The organism is Ochrobactrum sp. BTU1 (assembly GCA_018798825.1).
Classification (GTDB): domain Bacteria; phylum Pseudomonadota; class Alphaproteobacteria; order Rhizobiales; family Rhizobiaceae; genus Brucella.
Map to the genome: position 1 here is coordinate 427,970 of CP076357.1, position 23,258 is coordinate 451,227.

The following is a 23,258-nucleotide window of genomic DNA, read 5'->3' on the forward strand; positions in this document are numbered from 1 at the left end:
ACATGGCTATTGTTCTGGGAGCTATCGCTGATGATTTTACGGGTGCAACGGATTTAGCAGGTCTACTGGCCCGTAGTGGTTATCCCGTGTCGCTTCGGCTCGGATTACCGGATCCGGCAGAGCCTGTTCAACAGGCCGCATCAATCGAGATCATTGCTCTTAAATGTCGAACAATCCCAAAACATCAAGCGATTGATCAGGTGCTAACCGCGTTTGCATGGTTTAAGGCACGCGATATTGAGCAACTTTACTGGAAATATTGTTCGACATTCGACAGCACCGAAACGGGCAATATTGGTCCTGTCGCTGAAGCGTTGATGAATGCCCTACCAACAAAGCAAACAATCTATTGTCCAGCCTTTCCGGAGAATAATCGCAATGTCTTCATGGGTCACTTGTTCGTCGGCGAAAACCTGCTCCACGAAAGCCCGATGAGAGATCACCCGCTCACACCGATGCGAGACTCAAACCTTCAACGGTTACTTTCGCCTCAAGTGAAGGGAAGGGTGGGTCTGATAGACCGAAACGTCGTTGCAAAGGGTTCAAGGGCAATACGATCGCGGCTCAGAGAACTCGCCAACGACGAGGTGGCTCACGTAATCATAGACGCGATCAATGAAACTGACCTTGAAGCTATCGCAGAAGCTTCGCAAAATCTTGCATTGATTACCGGCGGCAGCGCTCTGGCGCGGCCAATTCCAGCTCTCTTCGCGGCGCGTGGTCTACTGGATAAGAGACGTGAAGATCCGGTCACTCGTAACGTCGGCGAGGGCCAGATCGTACTTTCTGGCAGCTGTTCTGCTATGACACTTGCCCAAGTCGAGGAATATAGAAAACACGCAGCCAGTTATCAGATCGATGCTGTGGCACTAGCCGAAAGTGGCACGGCAGCAGTCATTGACTGGATAAGTTCACTTCCTGCAGGCACCCCTAAAATCGTCTATGCAACCACTGATCCATCATCGCTGCAAGCGGTACAATCAAAACTTGGCGCACAACGCGCTGGCGCGATTGTCGAGGAAGCGCTTGCAGAGATCGCAATCGCAGCATTCAGTCACGGCATTCGCCGCTTTGTGGTCGCTGGAGGAGAGACATCTGGTGCAGTGGCGCAAGCATTGGGCGTTTCCAGACTCGTCGTTGGAGCGGAGATCGCACCGGGCGTACCTTGGACATACGCCAGCATCCATGGAACCGACGTTGCCTTTGGTTTAAAATCGGGAAACTTTGGAACGCCATCTTTCTTCAGTGTTGCTTTAAACATGCTGGAGGCCGCATGAGCGAAGAAGCCAATCTACGCGAAGAAATCTGCCATTTGGCTAAGTCCATGTTTGACCGTGGTTTGACTGGCGGTTCGTCCGGTAACATATCGGCGCGCCTTTCAGACGGACGATTGCTCGTAACTCCCACGGGAAGCAGCTTTGGACGACTTGATCCACACAGATTGTCCTTGTTTAGTAACGAGGGCGCGTTGATTTCCGGAGATCCACCGACAAAGGAAATTCCGCTCCATTCCGCTTTCTATGAAACCCGTGGCGCGCGTGCTGGAGCAATTGTTCATTTGCATTCCTGTCACTCTGTTGCGCTTTCAATGCTCCCGGAAATTGATCCGGAGAACATGCTGCCACCGTTGACTGCTTATTCGATTATGAAACTGGGAAAGGTCAAACTGCTTCCGTACTTTATTCCCGGTGATCCGGCCATGGGCGATGCAATTCGCGGGCTGGCTGGAAAAAGAAGTGCTGTTGTACTGGCAAATCATGGTCCTGTTGTCGCAGCCAAGGACCTCGAGGCAGCTGTCTATGCGATCGAAGAACTCGAAGAAACCGCCAAGCTTACGCTATTAACGCGCGGCATGAGGCCGAAAATACTTAACGATGGCCAAATCCGACAGATCGTTGAAACATTCAATGTTGACTGGGACTGACATGACGCGATTTTCTGCCAATCTTGGATTTCTTTTTAAGGAGTTACCACTCCCTGATGCCATCAGGGCAGTAAAGCTGGCAGGATTTGATGCCGTAGAATGCCATTGGCCTTATTCCTATGATCCCAGGGACATAGCGGCAGCCCTTAAAGCAACCGGCATGCCAATGATTGGACTGAATACGCGTCTGGGCGATTTGACGAAGGGCGAAAACGGGCTCAGCGCATTACCCGGTCGAGAAACTGAAGCGCGAGCAGCAATCGATGAGGCTATTGATTACGCTATTGCGCTGGAATGTCCCAATATACACGTGATGGCAGGTCGGGCGTCTGGAGAAGTAGCGCAAAGGACATTCCAAGACAGTCTGTCCTATGCATGCCAACGTTCTTCAGTTTTTGGCATCAACATTCTCATCGAACCGTTAAACGAACGTGATGCACCAGGATATTTCCTAAAAACCTCGAGTCAGGCCTTATCAATTATCCAAACCCTAAATCACAAGAATCTGAAATTGATGTTCGACTGTTATCATATTCAGATCATGGAAGGCGATATCAGCAAAAAAATTGAGGCGCTCATGCCATTCATTGGCCACGTACAGATCGTCTCAGTCCCCGAGCGAGCAGAACCAGATCAGGGTGAACTTAATTACCAAGTTATCCTGAGCAATCTGAAAGCTCTTGGTTATTCTAATCCAGTGGGCGCCGAGTATCGCCCCTCGTCAGATTTAGAAAATGGGTTCAGGTGGTTGAAACTATTCACTTGATTTTGTGCTCTTCACAGGAGCCGGGCGATTTAAGACAAGTAATCAATACATACAAAGTGAGAGGAAAATTGACGTCATGAGTGATCTGCAAATCTTAAAATCGAGATCCATTGCACTCGTGACAGGTGGCGGCACAGGTGTCGGTCGTGCGATTTCGAAAGCTCTCGGGAGTGCAGGCTACCACGTTATTGTTGCGGGCCGGCGTGCAGAAGTCATAGAACAGACAGTGTTTGAATTGGCAACCGAAACTGGCGGTAACTTCGATGCTTATGCAACCGATGTAGGTAACCCGGTTTCCGTAAAGTCACTGTTCGATTACATTGAGCACAAGTATGGACGTCTCGATCTACTCATTAACAATGCGGGTACTTCAGTCCCGGGTGTGCCCCTTGAAGATGTAAGTTTCGAAGATTGGAGTGGCATAGTAGGTGCAAATCTCACGGGCGCATTCCTTTGTACTCAACACGCTTTTCGCATCATGAAGTCACAAAAGCCTCGCGGTGGCCGCATCATTAACAATGGTTCGATTTCGGCGACCACACCGCGTCCAAACTCCGCGCCATATACTGCAACGAAGCATGCCATCACCGGGCTTACGAAGTCTTCCGCGCTTGACGGACGTCCGTTTGATATAGCTTGTGGCCAAATCGACATTGGCAATGCAGCCAGTGAAATGACGCAAAAAATCGCTACAGGCGTCATTCAGGCCAATGGAACTATTGCAGCCGAACCAACGATTGATCCTCTTCATGTCGCAAACGCGGTCGTTTACATGGCCAGTCTGCCACTCGACGCAAATGTGTTGACGATGACCGTAATGGCCACCAAAATGCCTCTCGTCGGGCGGGGTTGAACGCAATAGAGATTTGTCAACACGTTCAAAGGAGGAGCGAAAGAGGAATTACGTGCCGGAAGTGAGGAGCCGGCAGTTTCATTTTCTCGATATATCAATTCATAGATCACACTCTGGGAGGAGACGCATGGCAGCTGTACAATTTGCTGAGGTGAAGAAGTCTTTCGGAACCTTTCCTGTCATCAAAGGCGTGAATATCGATATTGAAGATGGCGAATTTGTTATTCTTGTCGGGCCATCCGGCTGTGGAAAATCGACTCTTCTGCGCATGCTCGCCGGCCTTGAAAATATCTCTGATGGAGAAATACGCATAGGGGGTAGGGCAGTAAACAATCTGCCCCCCAAGGAGCGCGATATAGCCATGGTGTTTCAAAACTATGCGCTTTATCCTCACATGACCGTTGCTAAGAATATGGCTTTTTCCCTCATGCTTAAATCAGCACCTCAGGCCGAGGTGGACGAGCGCGTCAAGTATGCCGCTGGGATACTCGGCCTAAGTAATCTCTTGGATCGTTACCCAAGACAGTTATCAGGAGGGCAGCGTCAGCGCGTAGCAATGGGGCGAGCCATAGTTCGCGATCCGCAAGTTTTTTTATTCGATGAACCACTTTCCAATCTCGATGCAAAGCTTCGCGTTGCTATGAGAGCTGAGATCAAGGAGTTGCACCACCGCCTCAAAACAACCACTGTCTATGTTACCCATGATCAAATTGAGGCCATGACGATGGCCGACAAGATCGTCGTCATGCACGATGGACTCGTCGAACAAATCGGCTCGCCGTTGGAGCTATACGACCATCCAAACAATCTATTTGTTGCGGGATTTATCGGCTCGCCTGCAATGAATATGATCAGAGGAACAATCGAAATAGATCATCCCAGCGTATTTGTTGCGGAAGATGGTATGCGGCTCCCGCTGTCACAGTCCTATCCGGGTGCTGCTGGGCGACAACTGATATATGGCTTGCGCCCAGAGTATATCCATCTTGATGCCAGAGGCTTTGAAGCCACTGTCGTCGTCATTGAACCCACCGGTTATGAAACACAGCTCGTGGTGAGCTTTGGTGGAACTGAGAATACATGCATTTTCCGCGAACGTGTGAACGTTCGGCCGGGTGAGAAAATTTCTATTTCCATTGACCCGACAAACACCCATCTATTTGACCAAAACGATGGCACGCGCCTGACATCCTAATTCATATGCACGTAACCTTGGAACCATGTTCCTCGTTGACGCTATCCATTCATCGCATTCCACAAGATCTCGGTATCCGCGGCTTGGGACAGCGGATGTCACTTCTGAGACGTCCCATCTTTGGAGGAGGAAGCATTATGACTATTAGAAGAAGAACATTTCTTGCCGGTACCGCAGGTATCTTCGGTGCTGCGAGCCTATCCGGGTTCGGTTCCATGCCAGCTTTTGCTGCTGAGCCTGAATATAAACCCGAGGAAGGTGCCAGCTTGCGCCTTTTGCGTTGGACCCCTTTCGTGAAGGGTGACGAAGAGAGCTGGATTGCAAACACCAAAAAGTTCACCGAGGCTACCGGCGTGGACGTTCGTATCGACAAGGAAAGTTGGGAAGACATACGGCCTAAGGCGGCAGTAGCCGCAAATGTCGGCTCGGGGCCGGATATTGTCATGTGCTGGTTTGATGACGCACATCAGTATCCAGACAAGCTGGTCGATCTCACCGAGCTTGGCACGTATCTCGACCAAAAATATGGTGGCTTTTACGATGGATTGAAGGGCTATGCCGTTCGAGATGATAAGTTCATCGCCATGCCACTTACTGCGATCGGTAACGCGATCGTTTATCGCGACAGTCATATGAAAGCAGCTGGCTTCAGTGAGTTTCCAAAGGACACAGCAGGATTTCTCGCGCTATGCAAAGCGATGAAGGCGAAGGGAACACCAGCTGGTTTTCCTCATGGCAAGGCTGTAGGCGACGGGAACAATTATGCGCACTGGCTACTCTGGAGCCACGGGGCTCAAATGGTCAATGATAGGGGAGAAATCACAATAAACTCCCCCGAGACCCTGGCCGCAATCAATTACGCGAAAGAACTTTACGCAACATTCATTCCTGGGACAGAGAGTTGGTTAGATATCAATAACAACCGTGCATTTCTTGCCGGACAGGTTTCACTCACCGCAAACGGCGTGTCCATATATTACGCGGCAAAAAATGACCCTAAACTTAAAGAGATTGCCGAAGATATGCGCAGCACCAACTTCCCCATTGGGCCCGTAGGTAAGAGCATCGAACTACACCAAACAAGTTCACTGCTATTGTTCCAGCACACCAAATATCCCGAGGCGGCCAAGGCTTATCTCAAATTCATGATGGAAGCAGACCAGATGAATTATTGGATAAAAGAGTCTAGTGCTTATTGCTGTCAACCGCTTAAGGCCTTTGCCGATAACCCGGTGTGGAAAGACAATCCGATTCATGCCCCATATGCTCGGGCATCCGAAACGCTTCGTCCAAACGGCTATGCGGGTCCGCTCGGATACGCGTCAGCGGCTGTGATGGCAGATTATGTCCTTGTTGATATGTTCGCAGCTGCGGTAACAGGCGCTGAAACACCGGAGGACGCAATGGCAGGAGCCGAAAAGCGGGCCAACCGCTACTATCGCGTTTAATTCAGCCGATTGGGGGGCGGGGACGAATACCACGCCTCTCCTCGTTTACGTGTTCTGGAGATATGTCCATGCCGAATACGAACTTGAAGAGTTTACGCGACGACCCGGCGCATTCGAAATCGAATAAGCCGCGATTGGCAAATAACCGCGACGTGCTGGGTTTCATTTTCATGCTGCCCGCCGCCGTGTTTCTACTATGCTTTCTCACTTACCCACTTGGTTTAGGTGTGTGGCTCGGTTTCACTGATACCAAAATCGGGCGAGATGGTATTTTTATCGGGCTAGAAAATTATGAATTTCTCTGGGACGACAGCGTCTTCTGGCTTTCAGTCTTCAATACCGTCCTTTACACGTTTGTGGCCTCAGTGCTGAAGTTCGCTCTTGGCCTCTGGCTCGCATTATTATTAAACGAAAACCTGCCCATAAAGTCATTTTTTCGCGCGATAGTTCTTTTACCCTGGGTCGTACCAACGGTGCTGTCCGCTCTTGCCTTCTGGTGGATCTACGACGCGCAGTTCTCAATAGTTTCCTGGTCTTTGATGCAAATTGGGCTAATCGATCAACCCATTAATTTCCTCGGCGACCCCACCAATGCGCGGCTCTCCGTGATCGCTGCAAATGTATGGCGCGGAATTCCATTCGTTGCCATTTCATTGCTTGCAGGTCTTCAGACAATTCCCGCTTCCCTCCAGGAAGCCGCTTCGCTCGACGGCGCCACCAGCTGGCAGCGTTTCAGACATGTAACATTACCGATGCTCACACCGATCATTGCTGTCGTTATGACTTTCTCAGTTCTGTTCACCTTCACCGACTTTCAGCTCATCTATGTTTTGACAAAAGGTGGCCCAGTCAATGCAACTCATCTTATGGCGACATTGTCTTTTCAACGAGCAATCCCGGGCGGACAACTCGGTGAGGGCGCCGCAATAGCGGTTGCGATGATCCCGTTTCTGCTCGCGGCAATCATGTTCTCATTCTTTGGATTGCAGCGTCGAAAGTGGCAACAAGGTGGAGGCGACTGATCATGGAGAAGACTAACAGTAACATAAAACTAGAGCAGGCTACGCTCACAGACGATACACAGGGTATGTCGTATCTAAACAAGCTTCCGCGAAAGGTCGTAACGGTATACATTCCGATCGCTCTTTTTGTCTTCGTATTGCTGTTTCCATTCTACTGGATGGCGATCACTGCTGTTAAGCCCAACGCACAACTGACAGACTATGAAAACTACAGTCCATTCTGGGTGGTCGATGCGACATTCGACCATATAAAATATCTTCTGTTCGAGACTTCGTATCCTGGTTGGCTCTGGAACACGATGTTGGTCGCAACGGCTGCAACGATTATATCACTAATCACATCCATTCTTAGCGCTTACGCGATCGAACGTATCAGGTTTACTGGCTCCCGATCAGTAGGACTGCTTATATTTCTCGCCTATCTTGTACCGCCATCCATCTTGTTTATTCCGCTGGCGTTCATCGTCTTCAAACTTGGCATATACGACTCCCGCCTCGCGCTCATATTCACCTACCCCACCTTTCTAATCCCTTTTTGCACGTGGTTGCTCATGGGCTACTTCCGCTCTATCCCATTCGAGCTCGAGGAAAGTGCGCTCGTGGATGGTGCAGGCAGATGGCAAATCCTATGCAAGATCATCCTTCCTTTGGCTGTGCCAGGGCTGATCTCAGCAGGAATATTCGCCTTTACCCTTTCATGGAATGAATTCATCTATGCGTTGACGTTCATACAGTCATCTGAAAATAAAACGGTTCCAGTAGGAGTATTGACGGAACTTGTTAGGGGAGACATTTTCGAATGGGGAGCGCTGATGGCTGGCGCATTATTTGGATCGCTGCCAGTGGTTATTCTCTACTCATTTTTTGTGGACTACTATGTTTCGTCCATGACAGGTGCTGTGAAGGAGTAGAGTGGAAATCAAACCATAAAGAGGCTCGGCCAAGCCTCTTTATGTCTGAAACTCAAGAGACAAATTCAACGTTCATTTAAAACATTATTTACAGCAAGTTCTGCCATCGCTAATGCGGCTTCCCTTGTACGAGCGGCCGCAATAAACAGTCCATTATGACAGAATGTGGCACCTTTCACGCCACATGCATCCTCAAGCTCAGCATTTGACAACCCGGCCCACGCAGCCGGCAGATCTGCACGTAGTTCAAATCCGTCATCAGATTTTCGGATTCCTGTTAGCCCCCAGTCACCTTTGCGGGGATGAACGACAAACAAAAGATGATCAGCACCGGCATTTTCAATGGCTGACCGAAATGGCATGCCACTTGGCAGTTCCAGAACGCGGCTATCGCCAGCTTCTGCAATTGCGGACGACACGATTGATTGCGCGCGGTATTTTGCAGCAATACCCCCAATTTTAGCTTCAACCAAGCTGCGCGCGATCCCAAGCGCTTGTTGAAAGGCACAATCGTCAGCATCCAGCCTGATATCGTCAAAAACAGGCTTAAGTGTTTCGAGCAAAACAGGCAGGGTCAATGCTGCGAGTTGACCTGCCGTAGAAGGGCTTAGCTCACCATTGTCCACGAGATCGATTGGCAACACGTAGCTCTCGTCAAAAGATTTGTGAATGAGATCGATATCCTTTTGCGGAATGCCCGCAGATTCTAAATAGCTTTCACCGTAATGTTTCCAAATCAAACCGAAAGAACTGAATGCGCTTCCGTCAGATCGGCGGGGAGCATCGCGTTGATGATGATCATAAATCTGTGCTGTGGGATCATATGCGCCTCCCACGTCATAAATTACGCGGTCACTGTTGGGGGTGATCCATTCAGGAGCGCGGCTTCGAACCAATTCAGCGTCGGGAAACACCTTGGTGAGGATAACGCTCGACATTAACTCGTCGGCATGAAATCCGCCTGAGTGAGTAACAAGGAATTTTACTGTCATTAAGGATATGCCTTCTAGGGGATGAGGAGGAACCATCAAGTGGCCTGATACTGGCTTAACCCGACAAGCTCAAGCTTCCCCAGATGTTTTTGAGTTAAATCAATCCAAGCCAAACATCAACGTGCCCAACCTAGCTTTGGTTTTCAGAGCAAAGCCGAACACGTTCAAAGGAACACATGAGTTTAAAAATCTGTCACAAAAACATGTTAGTCGACGGAATACAAATCGGTAATCCATATCGCCGAATCGTTCTCTTATCAGTTTATACTAAGCGAAATAAATATAAGACATTTTTGTAAAATATTAAATTAATTCCCTCTCAAATAATTTCATCAAAAATACACATTATATTTATTGCATTCGATCATTTCTATTCTATAAGCCGTCGCGTCACACCTCGCTTATGGAGTTAATTTATGAGGGTTAAGTATTTTCTCGGCGCATCAGCTGCGGTATTCTCGTTCGCATCTATTGCACAGGCAGCAGATGCAGTCGTTGCACCAGAGCCAGAAGCAGTTGAATATGTCCGTGTTTGCGACGCTTACGGCGCGGGTTATTTCTATATTCCTGGCACTGAGACCTGCCTGCGTATCCACGGATACTTGCGTTACGACATAAAAGGGGGCGATAACGTCTACGCGAAGCGTCTGTCCCAGCTCGAACGCGACACCTATGATATGAAATCACGCTTCGAGCTTCGTTTCTCCACTGCTTCCGAAACCGATCTTGGCACTCTTAAGACCTATGCTGATGTTCGTTACGACTGGAACAATGGTGATAACGGCGCGAGCGGCCAGCTCCGCTTTGCTTACATCGAACTCGGCGGTTTGCGTCTTGGACTCGATGAATCAAAATTCGTGACCTTCACTGGCTATCTTGGCGATGTCATGAACGACGACGTCATTCTCGCTGGCGGCACCCGCACCAATGCGATTAGCTACACCTTCAAAGGCGAGAACGGTTTTTCTGCCGTGGTAGCCCTTGAACAAGGCGGCAACGGCGACTCTGATGTCGATGTAACGATTGATGACTACACACCGCACGTTGTTGGCGGCCTGAAGTTTGCTCAAGCTTGGGGTTCCATCGCAGGCGTAGGCGCTTATGATGCACTCAACGAAGAGTGGGCCGGAAAGGTTCGCCTTGATGTGAATGTCACGGAACAGTTTTCGGTTTGGGTCCAGGGCGCCTACAAGTCTAACGACGACAACTACACGGTTACGCAGCGTTTCGCTGACGGTAGCTGGCGTGGCGTTCGTCGTGTAGACAGCTTCTATGGCACCTGGGGTGGAGATTGGGCTGTTTGGGGCGGCGCTAAATTCAAGGCGACCAAGCAGGCGACAATCAACGTCCAGGCAGCTTATGAGGACGCCGGTCGTTTTGCAGCTACTGCAAACGTTGCCTATACCCTGGTCCCCGGTTTCACTGTCACGCCGGAAATCTCGTACACGAAGTGGTCAGATGATCGCTCCGAACTCAAGGGAGAGAAAGCCTGGCAGGGAATGGTCCGCTTTCAGCGTTCATTCTAATCGCAATTCTTCGTTCGGATTTGATGGCCTCCAGTCAGATACGAAACGAGAGGGTAGCGGCTCGGAAGGGCCGCTACTTTTTGTTTGAAAGCAGTGAATTATACCGGTTTAAGCATATGCCGGACAACCGGCGGCGTATCGCCAAGATGAAACTTGTTTAGTGTCTTCTGATCAAGTTGATCTGAATGGGTGACGCGGGCATGTTGGCGCTGATGTTCGATCCAACTCTCGACAATGAAGGCTTCTACGACACGGCCTGGTACTGCAACATCTTCCCACAAATCCCAGCGTATTGCGCCATCGCGGTAGCGGACTGCACTAAACTTCCGGAGCGCGGCCGTAAATTCGCCGATCCGTTGTGGCTCGATCTGGTATTCGATTTCGATCAAGACCGGCCCGCGATCACCTTCTGGGTGGACTGCAACAACGGGCTCTGCCCAGTGATTTGAAGGTGCAAGGTCGGTGGTCGAGTCTTTTGGCAACTTCCAGAAGCGGGCGAGAAGCAGAGAGATCACAAGCGCGAGGGACGCAACTACCAGTGCGGTTGTAACGCTAAAACGCGATGCAATTGTCCCCCAGAGGATGCTTCCGCCTGTCATTGCGCCCTGGAACACAAGAAGATAGACGGCGAGAGCACGTGCCTTGACCCAGCCTGGTGATGCCATCTGAGCAGCCACATTGAGCGACGTCAGCATTCCGATCCAAGCCAGACCAGCAAGGAACATGACAGCGCCTGCGATCCATGCATTTGGTACCAGCGCGAGCGTGAGGGTCGCAAAGGCAAACAGCAGAGTTGCCCATATGGAGATTGTGTTTGCGGAGACGTTCTTGCGCAACCTTTTCAAGATGAGCGCACCGAGCACTGCGCCGGCACCCATACAGCCGAGTAAAGCACCATAACCGGCAGCTTCCAGACCAAGACCCCGACGCCCCACCAGAGGGAGCATGGCCCACAACGCGCTTCCGAACAGGAAGAAGCCAGCTGATCGGATAAGGACCAGACGCATCGCCGCCGAGTGGCGTGCATAGCGATAGCCTGCGCGGAGCGCGCCGAAGAAATGTTCAGGCGGAAGTGCGAATTCCGTTGGTTTACGCTTCCAGAAGAAGATAACACCCAGGACGGCGATTACCGAGACAGCATTAAGCGCAAATACAGCTGGAATGCCGGCCGCTGCGACAATAATCCCGCCCAGTGCGGGACCGATCGCGCGTGAGATATTAACACCGAGACTGTTTAAGGCGACGGCATCGGGTAAAGCTTGCTTGTCCACAAGTTCCGGAACGATTGCCTGAAAGACCGGAGCGCTGAGTGCGGCGGATATGCCCAGGACGAAAGTCACGCCAAGAAGCACCCAAGGAGTGGTGAGACCAGCTAACGTCAACACCGCGAGTGCTGCGGCACCGAAGAGCCCTAGGATCTGAGCACTTAGAAGTAACCTGCGCCGGTCAACGATATCGGCCATCGCACCGGCAGGAAGTGCCAGCAAGAACATTGGGAGCGTTGTCGCGGCTTGAACAAGTGCAACAAACATCGGGCTTGGGGAAAGCGAGGTCATCAGCCACGCAGACCCGACATCGTTCATCCATGTGCCAATATTGGAGATAATGGTGGCGATCCAAAGCGCTCTGAAAACGCGGAAGCTCAATGGGCCGGTTGCGGTGTCCTGTCTGGGAGGAGTGGCGGCAGTCATCTTGTTTCCTTTTTGAAAATTCAGATGCTTTGAAAGGGAATGGCTTGGGCGCGCAGCTCAACTGCAAATATCATGAGCAGTGTACGAATGATTGTACATTCACACCGCTTGGACTGGCCCGGCAGTCAAGCCGGGCCATTTTGGGTTTTAGAACGCAGGCTTTGGGTCGAGGCGTGGGCCTTGGTGATGGCTCCGCGATTTTGCGCCATGTACCATTGTATATGCGTAATCGACGCCCATACCGTAAGCCCCTGAATGTTCGCGCACGATATTCATGACGGCATCATAGGTTTCGCGGTGCGCCCAGTCGCGTTGCCATTCAAGCAACACCTGCTGCCATGTTACAGGGATAACGCCAGCCTGAACCATGCGGTCCATCGCATAATTATGCGCTTCGAGCGAGGTTCCCCCTGATGCATCTGCAACCATATAGATTTCGTAATCGGTGTCGTTGAGAGCTGAAAGCGCGAAAGTGGTGTTGCAGACTTCGGTCCAGAGGCCCGAAACGATGATTTTCTTGCGACCTTCAGCAGCACCCTTTGCGAGCGCTTCGCGAACTTTCAAGTCGTCCCATGAATTCATCGAGGTGCGTTCGAGAAGCGGCGCATCCGGGAATACATCGAGCAGTTCCGGATAGGTCGGGCCGGAAAAGCTATCGGTTTCAACCGTGGTGATGACGGTTGGAATGTTGAAAACCTTCGCAGCCTTGGCCAGTCCAACGGTATTATTCTTCAAAACCTGACGGTCGATGGACTGCACGCCAAAAGCCATCTGTGGCTGATGATCGATGAAAATGATCTGGCTGTTGGATGGGGTGAGAACTTCGAGCTTGTTGGACATGGTTATCTCCGTTTGATGTGAGTTGGTTTAGTGTTGGCTGAGATCGTTTGGTTGTTCCTGCGATCTTGTTGAACCCAAGATAGCCGGATTGATAATTGATAACAATTGCGCTAATAATTGCGATTATATTGCGCATAATGTAATAATAATGCAGTGAAACCGATACTGGATTTGAAGAAAAAAGCCCCGGTGAGCGCTTGCTCACCGGGGCTTTCTGGTTTTAATTGTGCATTGCGGGATGCCACTATCAGGCAGCACACAGAAAGCTTTTTAGGCTTTCAAGTTCTGCCGGGCGGATTTCATGGCCGCCGGGTGCAATCAGTGCGTCCACATCCGCACCCTGTGCTTTGAACCATTCAATCAGGCTCTTTGATAGCTTGAGTGGCGAGACCGGATCAACTTCACCAGCCGTGATCAGAACGCGTTTACCAGAGAGTTCTGGTTGCGGTTCCGGTGTCCACGGAATCAGCGGATGCATGAGTGCAGCACGGTCAAACAGGCTTGGGTCACGAAACAGCATGGACGCCAGAATATTGGCGCCATTTGAATAGCCGAGTGCATAGATCTCACGACCCGGATTTTGCTCGCGGACCTCGCTTATAAAACCCAGCATCTTCTCCGTGCGCAGGTGTAGGTCATCCATGTCATAGATACCTTCGCCTGTACGGCGGAAGAAGCGATTGGCACCAAATTCCGATACATCGCCGCGTGGCGCTACAATGCCTGCATTGGGCAGCATCTGGTCGATCAGCCCGGTAAACTGATGTTCATTGCCGCCTGTGCCGTGAAACGCGATAATAACCGGCGAACCGGCAACGCCGTCGCGGCGGAAGCTGATATATTCATTTTTTGTCATGATATCCTCCAAAGGAGGGCGCCTCCGGCAAAGCCGGAGGCATCCAGTTATTTATCAGTTAAGGGCTCGAGATTGGCTTCGATGCGCTCGCGATGGGCCTCATAGCGGCTTGGCAGTTTAAGTGCTTCGCCCAGATGCGCTGTATCTTCGTCGCGGTCAAAGCCGGGTTCGTTGGTCGCAACTTCAAACAGCACGCCGCCCGGAGTGCGGAAATAGATCGCCCAGAAATAATCGCGGTCGATCACTGGCGTAACGTGGTAGCCCGTGTCCATCAATGCCCTGCGCACTTCAAGCTGTGCAGCGCGATCAGGCACCGCAAAGGCGATGTGGTGGACAGAGCCTGCGCCCTGACGTGCCGCCTGAGCGGAGGGCAGAGCTTCGAGGTCGATCGAATCGGCACCATTGCCATTTGGAATGATGAAGCGGCTGACATTTCCTTCAGTTTCAGCGCGTTCATAACCCATGAACTTGAGCAGTTCAGCACTGGCATCAATATCGTGAAGCCGCATACGTGCGCCGCTGAAGCCGCGGATAGCGACATCTTCGGAAACGCCTGCACTCATCCATGGTGCACGCTTGTCATCTGTGGTTTCAACGAGTGCAAAACCATCGCCATCCGGACCCTGGAAACGCAGGCGCTCGGAACCAAACGCACGGTCGCCTTCAAGGCCGGTTACGCCCTTTGCGACCAGACGGTCTTTCCAGAAGCCCAGTGAACCCTTTGGCACAGCGAATTCTGTTTCGCCAACTTCACCAACACCCGGACGACCGCGAACGATGTTAGGGAATGGGAAGTAGGTCATAACTGAGCCCGGGGTGCCGACTTCATCGCCATAATAAAGGTGATAGACACTTGGTTCGTCGAAGTTGACGGTCTTTTTGACGCGACGCAGACCAAGTGTGTCGGTAAAAAAGTTGTTGTTCTGCGCAGCGTCTGCCGCCATCGAAGTAATGTGGTGAAGACCCTTGATCTGCTTCAACATGATATTTGCCCTTCTGCGGCATCACCGCTTGTTATCTTGTTGAAGCCAATCTAATGAAGCCGTTAATTGATAACAATCGACATCAAAATAGCGATTGTATTGCGCAAAACGCAATAATGAGTTTGACCCGTATTCCGCGCTGGGGCGCCGCCAGAAGAAAGTTGTGATCGGCTACGAAATACCTATCCAGCCTCTAAAATAATCGACACAATCCCAGACTTACGCGCTATAGGCTGTCTCAATCAATTCGGAGCGCATCAAATCTAAGTATCGCTATTCCTATTAGAAGCTCTGGCGGCGCCAGTGTAATAGTTACCAATTCGAGATAGTCCTAACGGTGGATGTCTTGGCGCTTCCGACGTCAGCAAATCCACATGTGAATGCAAGTCATGACCAATCTACCGACGACCAAAAATGAATCGATAAACCTTCAAGTACCTACGTTGATTGGAATGTTGGCAATACCGCTCTGGAGTGTATCGATCAGCTTCATCCGTAGTGTGTCGGAAATTTTTGGACCGGTTGCGGGTGGGGCACTGATCTATACTACCTGTGGCCTGCTTGGGGCAACAATCCTCGGGCTACCGAGACTCGCCGAATTGAAGCGTCCCGGTATCTGGTACAGCGGCCTTCTTTTCGTCGGTTACGAGATTTCACTCGCCCTGGCAATTGGCCTCGCGCACAGCCGCAGTCAGGCCCTCGAACTGGGTATGATTAATTATCTTTGGCCCAGTTTTACGATTTTGTTTGCTGTTCTCGCAAAGCAGCAACGTGGATCGTGGACGTTGGCAATTGCCATATTCTTCTGCCTCACGGGAATTTGTGCCGTCATGAAGGGCGACCAAGAATTGTCGATGCGGTCCATTCTTCACAATATCGGCGAGAACCCCCTCGCATATATTTACGCCTTCTCAGCGGCATTGTTGTGGGGTCTCTACTCCGTTGTTACGCGTCACTATGAAAGTGGCAAAAGTGCCGTTCCTTTTTACTTCCTAGCGACCGCTCTGGTGTTGTGGTTAAAATTCAGCTTGACCAATGAACCCGAACTCATCCTTCACTGGAACGGCTTGGGGCAGGTTGCAATATTCGCAGCGATGTCTGCAACAGCATATGGCTGCTGGAACCGCGGCATATGTCATGGCAATATTTCGCTTCTGTCGACCGCTTCCTATTTCACCCCCGTTCTTGCAGCGCTGCTGACTTGCTTATTACTAGGAATCCGCCCGAGCTTGGAATTCGGCGTGGGAGTGGGGCTGATCACGCTCGGCACGATCCTTTCCTGGTGGGCTTCGCGTAAAGCCAATACTTAGCGCAACTATAATTATTCGAAGGATGCTCTCGCTTGTCTCTTTCTCGGATGAAAGAGCAGTCTTCGACCGCAAATATCCAAATCAACTGGCAAGTGAATTTTGTCGATTGACAATGAAATGATGTGATGTGATTTCTAATTTAGCCTTAATCGGCAAGTGATTTGGGCCATACCAGATCATTCGGGCAGGTTTTTGCATATTCTGTAGTCAAGTGGCGTAATCAACTTGTACTGCAGTGATATCGTATTATGGTTGCGTGGCGTTTCTTCTGAGTAATTGACAAAATTGCCGTTTACTTTGGGGATAATCATGGCATCAAAACGTGCATCGCAGACTCATGTCCATTTGACAGATCAAAGACTTCGAAGCTTTTCGCATTACACCTTAGCGGTCTCTGCTCTGCTTCTTGCAAATTTCGCTTCTGTTCCCATCGCTTTTGCTGAACAATCAATTCATCCACTCGCGACCTGCTCCCGTCAAGGAACCAATGTTGGCGGACCATGGACGTGTTTAATACCTACAACCAATGGCGGGCAGGCATTAATCACGGGTGTACCTTCACAACCGGGCAATCCGACACAGATCGATACAGTGGCCGTTTCTGATTGGATCAATCAAAATATCGGTAGCAATGCGGTGGTTTTGGGTGATTTTACCACAAGCGCATCGGGCGAGAACGCTGTTGCGATTGGATCAGGTGCTAAAGCGCCTACAGCCAACAGCGTTGCACTTGGTTCGGGCGCTATCACTGAACAGGCGATAGGGACCGCGACTGCTGTCATAGCTGGAAAAACGTACTCGTTCCAGGGCTCAGCGCCTGTAGGTACTATATCTGTTGGCTCTGCGGGAAACGAACGTACTATCACCAATGTTGCGGCAGGAAGGCTCTCTGATACGTCGACCGATGCTGTTAACGGTTCCCAGCTCAATGCAACCAACAATGCCGTCGATGCCCTAAATAATGTCGCCGTAAAATACGACCAAAATCCTGACGGCACAAATTCCAACACGATCACACTTCAAGGCGGTGACCCTAGTACTCCTGTCGTCATTTCGAATGTTGCGGCTGGCATAAAGGATACCGACGCCGTCAATTTGGGCCAACTCAATGCCGTTCTCGCTGGTACTGGGGCTCAAAACTACAGCTACATTGATAACCGCATCGAAAATGCATTCTCAGATATTAAGAATTATACAGACCAGCGATTCTCAGAACTTAGCACAACTATTGATGGTGTTCGCGACGATGCACACAGGTCAGCCGCGATTGGACTTGCTGCAGCGTCTTTACGTTACGACGAAAATCCAGGAAAACTAAGTGTAGCTGTAGGGGGCGGGTTCTGGCGTGGTCAAAGCGCTCTGGCATTTGGAGCGGGATACACCAACGATGACGGCACAATCCGTGGAAACGTTTCTGGGACGACATCAGGTGGCAAGATGGGTGTTGGCGCCGGTCTTAGCTTTACATTGAACTGATCCATCTCCGTGATCAGATTCTTCTTCATTTGCATATTCGCCTTCTTAACTTCCGGCAGCTTCGCTGTTGCCGGACAAGAAGGCGTTGCACGCTACTTTCTAAAACCCTCAGAGGTACCACTTCCACAAGGAGCCAAATGGGGCCAAGTCCGAAGAACAATTCAGCCCTTTGAAAACTGGACGCTCATTTGTGATGAGAACCTCAAGCGTAAGGAGAAGACCTGCAACATCAGCCAAATAGTAATAAATCGTTCTGGTGATCAGATGTTCAGCTGGTCGCTGGCAGCAACGCGAGAAGGGGAGCCATTCATGCTTCTGCGCGTTCCCGCAACTGCGAGTAAGAACAATCCACTTGCAGTATCCTTTCCTGGCCACGCTCGACCCGTTTTCCTTACCTATAAAGGCTGCGATAACAGCGTATGCCTTGCCATGATGCCTGTTGGTCCCGTAACGCGCGAGAATATCGAAAAGGAATCCGACGTGACCGTTGCCTATACAATCTCGACAGAGCAACAAATCGAAATTGTCGTACCACTGAAGGGCCTCCGTGAGGCATTAAAGGCTATTAAATAGCCCATATTCATGACGGGAGAACTCCAATACAGCTCAAAAGGTTGACTAGTCTAGCCTCGGATGCTCAAACCACGGTTCCTAAAGCGCAAAATCGCTTCGGAAATAGGTGTTGGTACCGCTTCATATTCGATTGAATGGCACCGCACAGATTGGTCACGGGAATTCAGGAGGCAACAGATTTGACGCGCTTAAAAGCTTTTGCACTATTCATGGCGGTATCTTGCAGTTCAGCAACAGCACAGAACAACACGAACACGCTAGAGCAGGCTTTGGGGCAACTCCCTGATAAGGTTTTCTCAAATTCAGACCCCATGCCGATACTGTTTTTAAATGTGCAAGGGTGGCGCGAACTCGATGATGGCGCGCCGACGCCAGAAAGCATGCGTCGACTAGCTTTGGCTCAAGCAATTCGCGCCATTCAGCCAATTGGCTACGGCTTAGAAAGCTGGGCTGCTAAGTCCGGCATATCCTTTGACGAATTGCAGTACTTTATATCTTTTGGACAGCAACCCTCCGCTGTGACGTATTGGGGATTAGACAGTCAACAATCCACTGAACAGTTTCTTGTTCGCCTTGGACATGTCGGTTTTACAAAGGTTGACGGCAGTGCTTCACGGCTTGTAGCAAATGGCGAAGCTCGCAAGATCGACATCACGAAAGTCGATGCTGCAAGTCCTTGGCGTGGAACGATGGGCGAGGCAAGCTTCGTAATGCCTCGCGAAACGAGCCTTGTACAGGCTTCATCACCAGATGTCCTGGTCGAGCTTGGGCAAAAAAGTGTTTCCACCCTCGATAGTGACGTCATCTCGACATCATTGAAAGGTTTAAAAGAAGCAGAGAATGCAGATGGCACCATCATTCAGGCAGGCGTCATTTCTCCGCTTTTCGGCCTGGAGGCAGCCGATCCATGGCAAGTGCTATCGGCATCCACACAGGATCTTGATGGAGCGCGTCGCAAACTGAAACAGCTAGCTGACCAAAATGGGGAAGGGCTATCACCCTACTTTGGCGGTATTATAGCGGATGTGCAAATCCAACAGCGACCAGGTGTCGTGATATCGCTTGCCTATGGTGATTGTTCAACTGCTGAACGAGCGGTTGACGATCTTGACAAAGCTTGGCGAAAGACCATGTCCACAGCCGACAGCAATGAAATAAAGGGGCGTACAGTCCAAGCTGGTGCCTTGTGCGCGGCGACAATCACAATCCTTTCCAAGACATCAAATGACACCTCAAATCCGATCTTCGCTCAACTGATGGATAAATATCTACGGCGTGACTTTTCAGTTTTGAAAATTGGATCCTCAAAATGAAGGACGCTGTAGACAAATAGCGAGCCGTCAACAGTCTTAGGAAGGCAAGCTTCTGTCGCGCGATTTTGACAGAAGGTCATCAAAGTCTAATGAGTGGAAGGAACCATTCAGTTGATGTTGCCCCTACGGGTAGAAGCTCATCTCAAAATTTGTGGCGATGAAGACATTATGCATTTATCGCCACTTCCATCAGACCAAACGAGCCCCTTGACCTACTCTCGCATCGACCTCGATTACTCAATTAACTAAAACTGTAGAATGCAGTAGGTCAGGATTAAAGCTCCTGTTCACCATCCAATTCATTCGCGACGCCGTAGCCTTAGTCCCAACTCGGTGAAGTTCGAAAGCCCATCAAACGCATCGATCTCCTCTACTAAATCTCAAAACATTTCCGGAAATTGATATACGGCTCTAGCGCCATAATTGCTAATTCTCAAAACGTGTTCCAAATGCACACTGTTTCGAGGAATTAAAAATCAGACACGTTGTTCCACTCGCAAATATGTAATCGCTATTAGATAGGATATCATTTTTTAAATTTCACATTATTTATACGTCTAAATTAATTTCTAAAAACGAGTATGAATGGAAATGAATTTTACATCTTACCGTCGACGTCAAATTTACGCTTTAAAATACAAAGGCCAATGCGCGGTTCGACTGGAAGCTCGCGAAACATTTATTCAAGATTTAATTTAACCTTTAGAAGCCGTAATGCCGCGGCAATCCGCGAATGACATCCAAGCACCGCAGGGTCCACAGCGAAGAACATGGTTCACTGCGGCACCCTTCAGAAATGGAAAATCTGCCGTTTGTTTGCGGCGATTGCGCGAGAGGTCGAAACAGCTGTCTTTTAATTTAAGTAATTCAAGTTGGTATCCGGGATCTACAATTGTTCAAACAAATCACCCATTTGACCCTCACAGGAGTTATCCTGACTACAATTACCGCATGTGTGTCAGTGGGACCGGATTATCAAAAGCCGATAGTTACGCTGTCTCAATCATGGAGTAGCAAAGCCGATCTAAGACAAGCCGTCCTGGGCAAGTGGTGGAGGAGTTTCAACGATCCCGTCCTGGAACGTCTAGTTACCGATGGAATTGCTTCGAACACCAGCGTTGCCGAAGCGAAGGCCAAGGTGCGTCTCTCCCGTGCACAGCTCGCCGCAAAGAGCGGATCGCAATTTCCAACCCTCGATAGTGAAACCGGTATGAAGCGATCAGATTCCGCTGGAACGATCGCGACGAATAGTGCCAGCCAACTCTTCACCACGCGATGGGAGCTCGATCTTTTTGGGGGCAATCGGCGAAGTGTGGAAGCAGCATACTACAATGCAGAGGCAGTAGATGAACAAATGCGCGCAGTACTCGTAATCGTGATCGGCGACATCGCAACGAACTACGCTCATTTAAGGGAAATCCAGCAAAATATCCGCATCGCGCGCCGCACTGTAACTTCGCAAAAAAACACTGCCGATCTCACGAGGACCCAACTTGCGGCTGGCCAAGTTTCTCAAGTTGATCTCTTAAGCGCTCAGACACAGGTCGCGAGCACTCTGTCTCAAATCCCCTTGATGCAGATCGAATACGCAAAATACTTAAACAATCTCGCCGTTCTGACAGGTCGATCTGCGGTCGCACTTGCTGTCGAACTCCGCAAGCCCGCGCCAATTCCAAAAATCCCTCGCAGCGTACCATCAGGCTTGCCGGCTGAACTTTTGGATAGCAGACCAGACCTGCGCGCAGCGGAACGTGCTTTCGCTAGCTCCACTGCGCGGGTTGGACAGGCTCAAGCAGCACTCTACCCATCACTTTCATTGACCGGCAACATTGGAACGAGCGGTGCGAATTTCGGCGACCTTGCCCGCTTGTCGAACATAATCTGGAGTGTGGGGCCTACACTATCCATCCCTATTTTCGAGGGCGGAAAACTAAATGCAGAACTCACTATCGCAAAAGCGAACCGGGACCAATCCTTTATCTCCTATCGCAGGGCAATTCTTACTGCGCTCAGTGAAGTAGAAAAAGCAAGTGTTGCGCTCAATCAGAACCGTTTGAGGTACGTGCAACTTCGAACGATCGTCAATAACAACCGCAAGATAAACACACTCATGATCGAGCAGTTCAAGGCCGGAAACAAGAGCTTCATCGAAGTGTTGACAGCCCAAAGAGATTTGTTCGCTTCCGAAACCGCCTTCAACGCGGCCGGAACAGACCTCGTTCTCAGCTATATAGCGTTGCAAAAAGCGCTCGGAGGCGGCTGGGATGGTCGGATTGATACAAGTACCCCGGAAATAGTGGACACAAACACCAAGCCTCATTTCACAACAAACTTATCTGATACATTTTCGGCCCCTGGATCGAGGCTTCGATGAAATCAACAATATATCGGCGTTATAAATGGCGGTTTTGGCTCGTTCTTGTACTGGTGGTTTTGACATTGGGCTACATCGCAGTCCTGCACTTCTCAAGAAAAGTGCTTGAGCCGGCCACGTCGACAATCCACCGTGGAAACCTTGAAAGCTCAGTTCTTGCTACCGGTATCATGAAACCGCGCACATTGGTCGCGATCGGTGCCCAAGCTACGGGGAGGATTCTCGCCCTGAAAGTCAAGCCCGGGCAACGAGTGAACAAAAACGATGTCGTCGCAATAATAGACTCGACGTCTCAACAGAACGATCTGCAAAAGACACAAGCGACTTTGCAGCAAAATGAAGCGACGCGCGATCAAGACATCGCACAACTTGACTTGGCTAAACTCGATCTTGCACGCAACCTACTTATGGTACGGCAAAGCGCTATCGCGCGGTCTGAATATGAGAAATCGGTTAGTATCGTCAAAGAAAAGCAAGCTCAACTCCGGCATACAGAAGCGACAATTGCTGCATCCAAAATCGAAGTCCAAATTGCAAAAACAAACTTGGCGTATACTCGTATTACCGCACCGATGGACGGGACTGTGTTAGCAACCGTTGTTCAGGAGGGGCAGACTGTGAATGCATCTCAATCAGCGCCAACCATCGCAATCTTGGGCAATCTCGATACCATGACTGTCGAAGCGGATATTTCAGAAGCCGACGTGACACACGTTCGCGCAGGGCTGCCTCTGTACTTTACTATCTCAGGACAAAGCGCCAAGCGCTATGAGGCAACTCTAAAAGAAATCTTGCCCGCACCTGACTCGATCGTAAACGACAAGAGTTTTTCCGCCAGTAGTTCGTCGGCACAAACCCCAGCAACTGCGTCAGCAATTTACTACAAGGGGCTCTTTAGCGTGGCCAATCCCGATGGGGCCCTCAAGACCTACATGACAGCTGAGATTCACATAGTTCTGGCTAAAGCCAGTTCCGTTTTGGTAGCGCCTGTTTCTGCGTTGCACCTTGACGATGAGGATGGCAGCGCAACTGTGCGTGTGTTGAGTGCAAAGGGTGACTTAGTCCAACGGACGGACGAGACAGGCATAACAGATAAAATCAACACGGAAATCAAATCTGGTCTCCGAGATGGTGAAAGGGTGCTGACAGACAACCAGACCAACGAAACAAATGAGCAATCCAGTTCCGTTAGTATAGGATTTTAA

20 protein-coding genes are annotated in these 23,258 nt (G+C 50.2%); 15 read left to right on the forward strand and 5 right to left on the reverse strand.

The window, feature by feature from the left end; genetic code table 11:
- The first annotated feature begins 2 nt into the window (after positions 1-2).
- The 8 genes from KMS41_25545 to KMS41_25580 all read left to right on the forward strand — a co-directional run bounded on the left by KMS41_25545 (position 3) and on the right by KMS41_25580 (position 8,119).
- Positions 3-1,277: a four-carbon acid sugar kinase family protein gene (locus tag KMS41_25545; protein QWK81211.1), complete on the forward strand. Its 1,275-nt coding sequence runs from the start codon at positions 3-5 to the stop codon at positions 1,275-1,277.
- Positions 1,274-1,924 carry an aldolase gene (locus KMS41_25550; GenBank protein ID QWK81212.1) on the forward strand — a complete coding sequence of 217 codons (651 nt, stop codon included), beginning with the start codon at positions 1,274-1,276 and terminating at the stop codon, positions 1,922-1,924. Before KMS41_25545 ends, KMS41_25550 begins: the two co-directional genes overlap by 4 nt.
- Before the next feature lies 1 nt (position 1,925).
- On the forward strand, positions 1,926-2,690 hold the full coding sequence (locus KMS41_25555; protein QWK81213.1) for a TIM barrel protein: 765 nt from the start codon (positions 1,926-1,928) through the stop codon (positions 2,688-2,690).
- Between the two features lie 76 nt (positions 2,691-2,766).
- Positions 2,767-3,543: an SDR family oxidoreductase gene (locus tag KMS41_25560; protein ID QWK81214.1), complete on the forward strand. Its 777-nt coding sequence runs from the start codon at positions 2,767-2,769 to the stop codon at positions 3,541-3,543.
- Positions 3,544-3,670: 127 nt separating this feature from the next.
- Positions 3,671-4,738, forward strand: coding sequence for a sn-glycerol-3-phosphate ABC transporter ATP-binding protein UgpC (gene ugpC, locus KMS41_25565; protein QWK81215.1), 1,068 nt, complete (start codon positions 3,671-3,673; stop codon positions 4,736-4,738).
- 137 nt (positions 4,739-4,875) lie between these two features.
- Positions 4,876-6,186: an ABC transporter substrate-binding protein gene (locus tag KMS41_25570; protein QWK81216.1), complete on the forward strand. Its 1,311-nt coding sequence runs from the start codon at positions 4,876-4,878 to the stop codon at positions 6,184-6,186.
- A gap of 134 nt (positions 6,187-6,320) precedes the next feature.
- Complete coding sequence (locus KMS41_25575) at positions 6,321-7,208, forward strand: sugar ABC transporter permease (protein ID QWK81861.1); 888 nt, start codon at positions 6,321-6,323, stop codon at positions 7,206-7,208.
- 2 nt (positions 7,209-7,210) lie between these two features.
- Positions 7,211-8,119 carry a carbohydrate ABC transporter permease gene (locus tag KMS41_25580; GenBank protein QWK81217.1) on the forward strand — a complete coding sequence of 303 codons (909 nt, stop codon included), beginning with the start codon at positions 7,211-7,213 and terminating at the stop codon, positions 8,117-8,119.
- A 65-nt stretch (positions 8,120-8,184) separates the two neighbouring features.
- On the opposite strand, the gene KMS41_25585 is transcribed toward KMS41_25580, so the two are convergent.
- Positions 8,185-9,111: an MYG1 family protein gene (locus KMS41_25585; protein ID QWK81218.1), complete on the reverse strand. Its 927-nt coding sequence runs from the start codon at positions 9,109-9,111 to the stop codon at positions 8,185-8,187.
- A 416-nt stretch (positions 9,112-9,527) separates the two neighbouring features.
- Here KMS41_25585 and KMS41_25590 point away from each other — a divergent pair, with 416 nt between their 5' ends.
- Complete coding sequence (locus KMS41_25590) at positions 9,528-10,637, forward strand: porin (GenBank protein ID QWK81219.1); 1,110 nt, start codon at positions 9,528-9,530, stop codon at positions 10,635-10,637.
- Positions 10,638-10,735: 98 nt separating this feature from the next.
- Here KMS41_25590 and KMS41_25595 read toward each other — a convergent pair whose 3' ends face one another.
- From KMS41_25595 to KMS41_25610, 4 genes are all read right to left on the reverse strand, one after another.
- Positions 10,736-12,328 carry an MFS transporter gene (locus KMS41_25595; protein ID QWK81220.1) on the reverse strand — a complete coding sequence of 531 codons (1,593 nt, stop codon included), beginning with the start codon at positions 12,326-12,328 and terminating at the stop codon, positions 10,736-10,738.
- A gap of 147 nt (positions 12,329-12,475) precedes the next feature.
- The gene (locus KMS41_25600; GenBank protein ID QWK81221.1) at positions 12,476-13,168 is read right to left on the reverse strand and encodes a hydrolase; all 693 of its coding nucleotides are present in this window, start codon (positions 13,166-13,168) and stop codon (positions 12,476-12,478) included.
- Positions 13,169-13,415: 247 nt separating this feature from the next.
- The gene (locus tag KMS41_25605; GenBank protein ID QWK81222.1) at positions 13,416-14,024 is read right to left on the reverse strand and encodes an alpha/beta hydrolase; all 609 of its coding nucleotides are present in this window, start codon (positions 14,022-14,024) and stop codon (positions 13,416-13,418) included.
- A gap of 47 nt (positions 14,025-14,071) precedes the next feature.
- A complete protein-coding gene (locus KMS41_25610) occupies positions 14,072-15,007 on the reverse strand; it encodes a ring-cleaving dioxygenase (GenBank protein QWK81223.1) in 936 nt (311 codons plus the stop codon).
- 389 nt (positions 15,008-15,396) lie between these two features.
- Between KMS41_25610 and yddG the strand changes: the two genes are divergently transcribed.
- The 6 genes from yddG to KMS41_25640 all read left to right on the forward strand — a co-directional run bounded on the left by yddG (position 15,397) and on the right by KMS41_25640 (position 23,258).
- Positions 15,397-16,317 (forward strand): aromatic amino acid DMT transporter YddG, encoded by a 921-nt coding sequence (yddG, locus tag KMS41_25615; GenBank protein ID QWK81224.1) that lies wholly within the window; start codon positions 15,397-15,399, stop codon positions 16,315-16,317.
- Positions 16,318-16,626: 309 nt separating this feature from the next.
- Positions 16,627-17,793 (forward strand): YadA-like family protein, encoded by a 1,167-nt coding sequence (locus tag KMS41_25620; protein QWK81225.1) that lies wholly within the window; start codon positions 16,627-16,629, stop codon positions 17,791-17,793.
- Between the two features lie 12 nt (positions 17,794-17,805).
- Positions 17,806-18,366, forward strand: coding sequence for an invasion associated locus B family protein (locus tag KMS41_25625; protein ID QWK81862.1), 561 nt, complete (start codon positions 17,806-17,808; stop codon positions 18,364-18,366).
- Between the two features lie 149 nt (positions 18,367-18,515).
- On the forward strand, positions 18,516-19,679 hold the full coding sequence (locus KMS41_25630) for a hypothetical protein (protein ID QWK81226.1): 1,164 nt from the start codon (positions 18,516-18,518) through the stop codon (positions 19,677-19,679).
- Between the two features lie 892 nt (positions 19,680-20,571).
- A complete protein-coding gene (locus tag KMS41_25635; GenBank protein QWK81227.1) occupies positions 20,572-22,053 on the forward strand; it encodes an efflux transporter outer membrane subunit in 1,482 nt (493 codons plus the stop codon).
- The gene (locus KMS41_25640) at positions 22,050-23,258 is read left to right on the forward strand and encodes an efflux RND transporter periplasmic adaptor subunit (protein ID QWK81228.1); all 1,209 of its coding nucleotides are present in this window, start codon (positions 22,050-22,052) and stop codon (positions 23,256-23,258) included. Before KMS41_25635 ends, KMS41_25640 begins: the two co-directional genes overlap by 4 nt.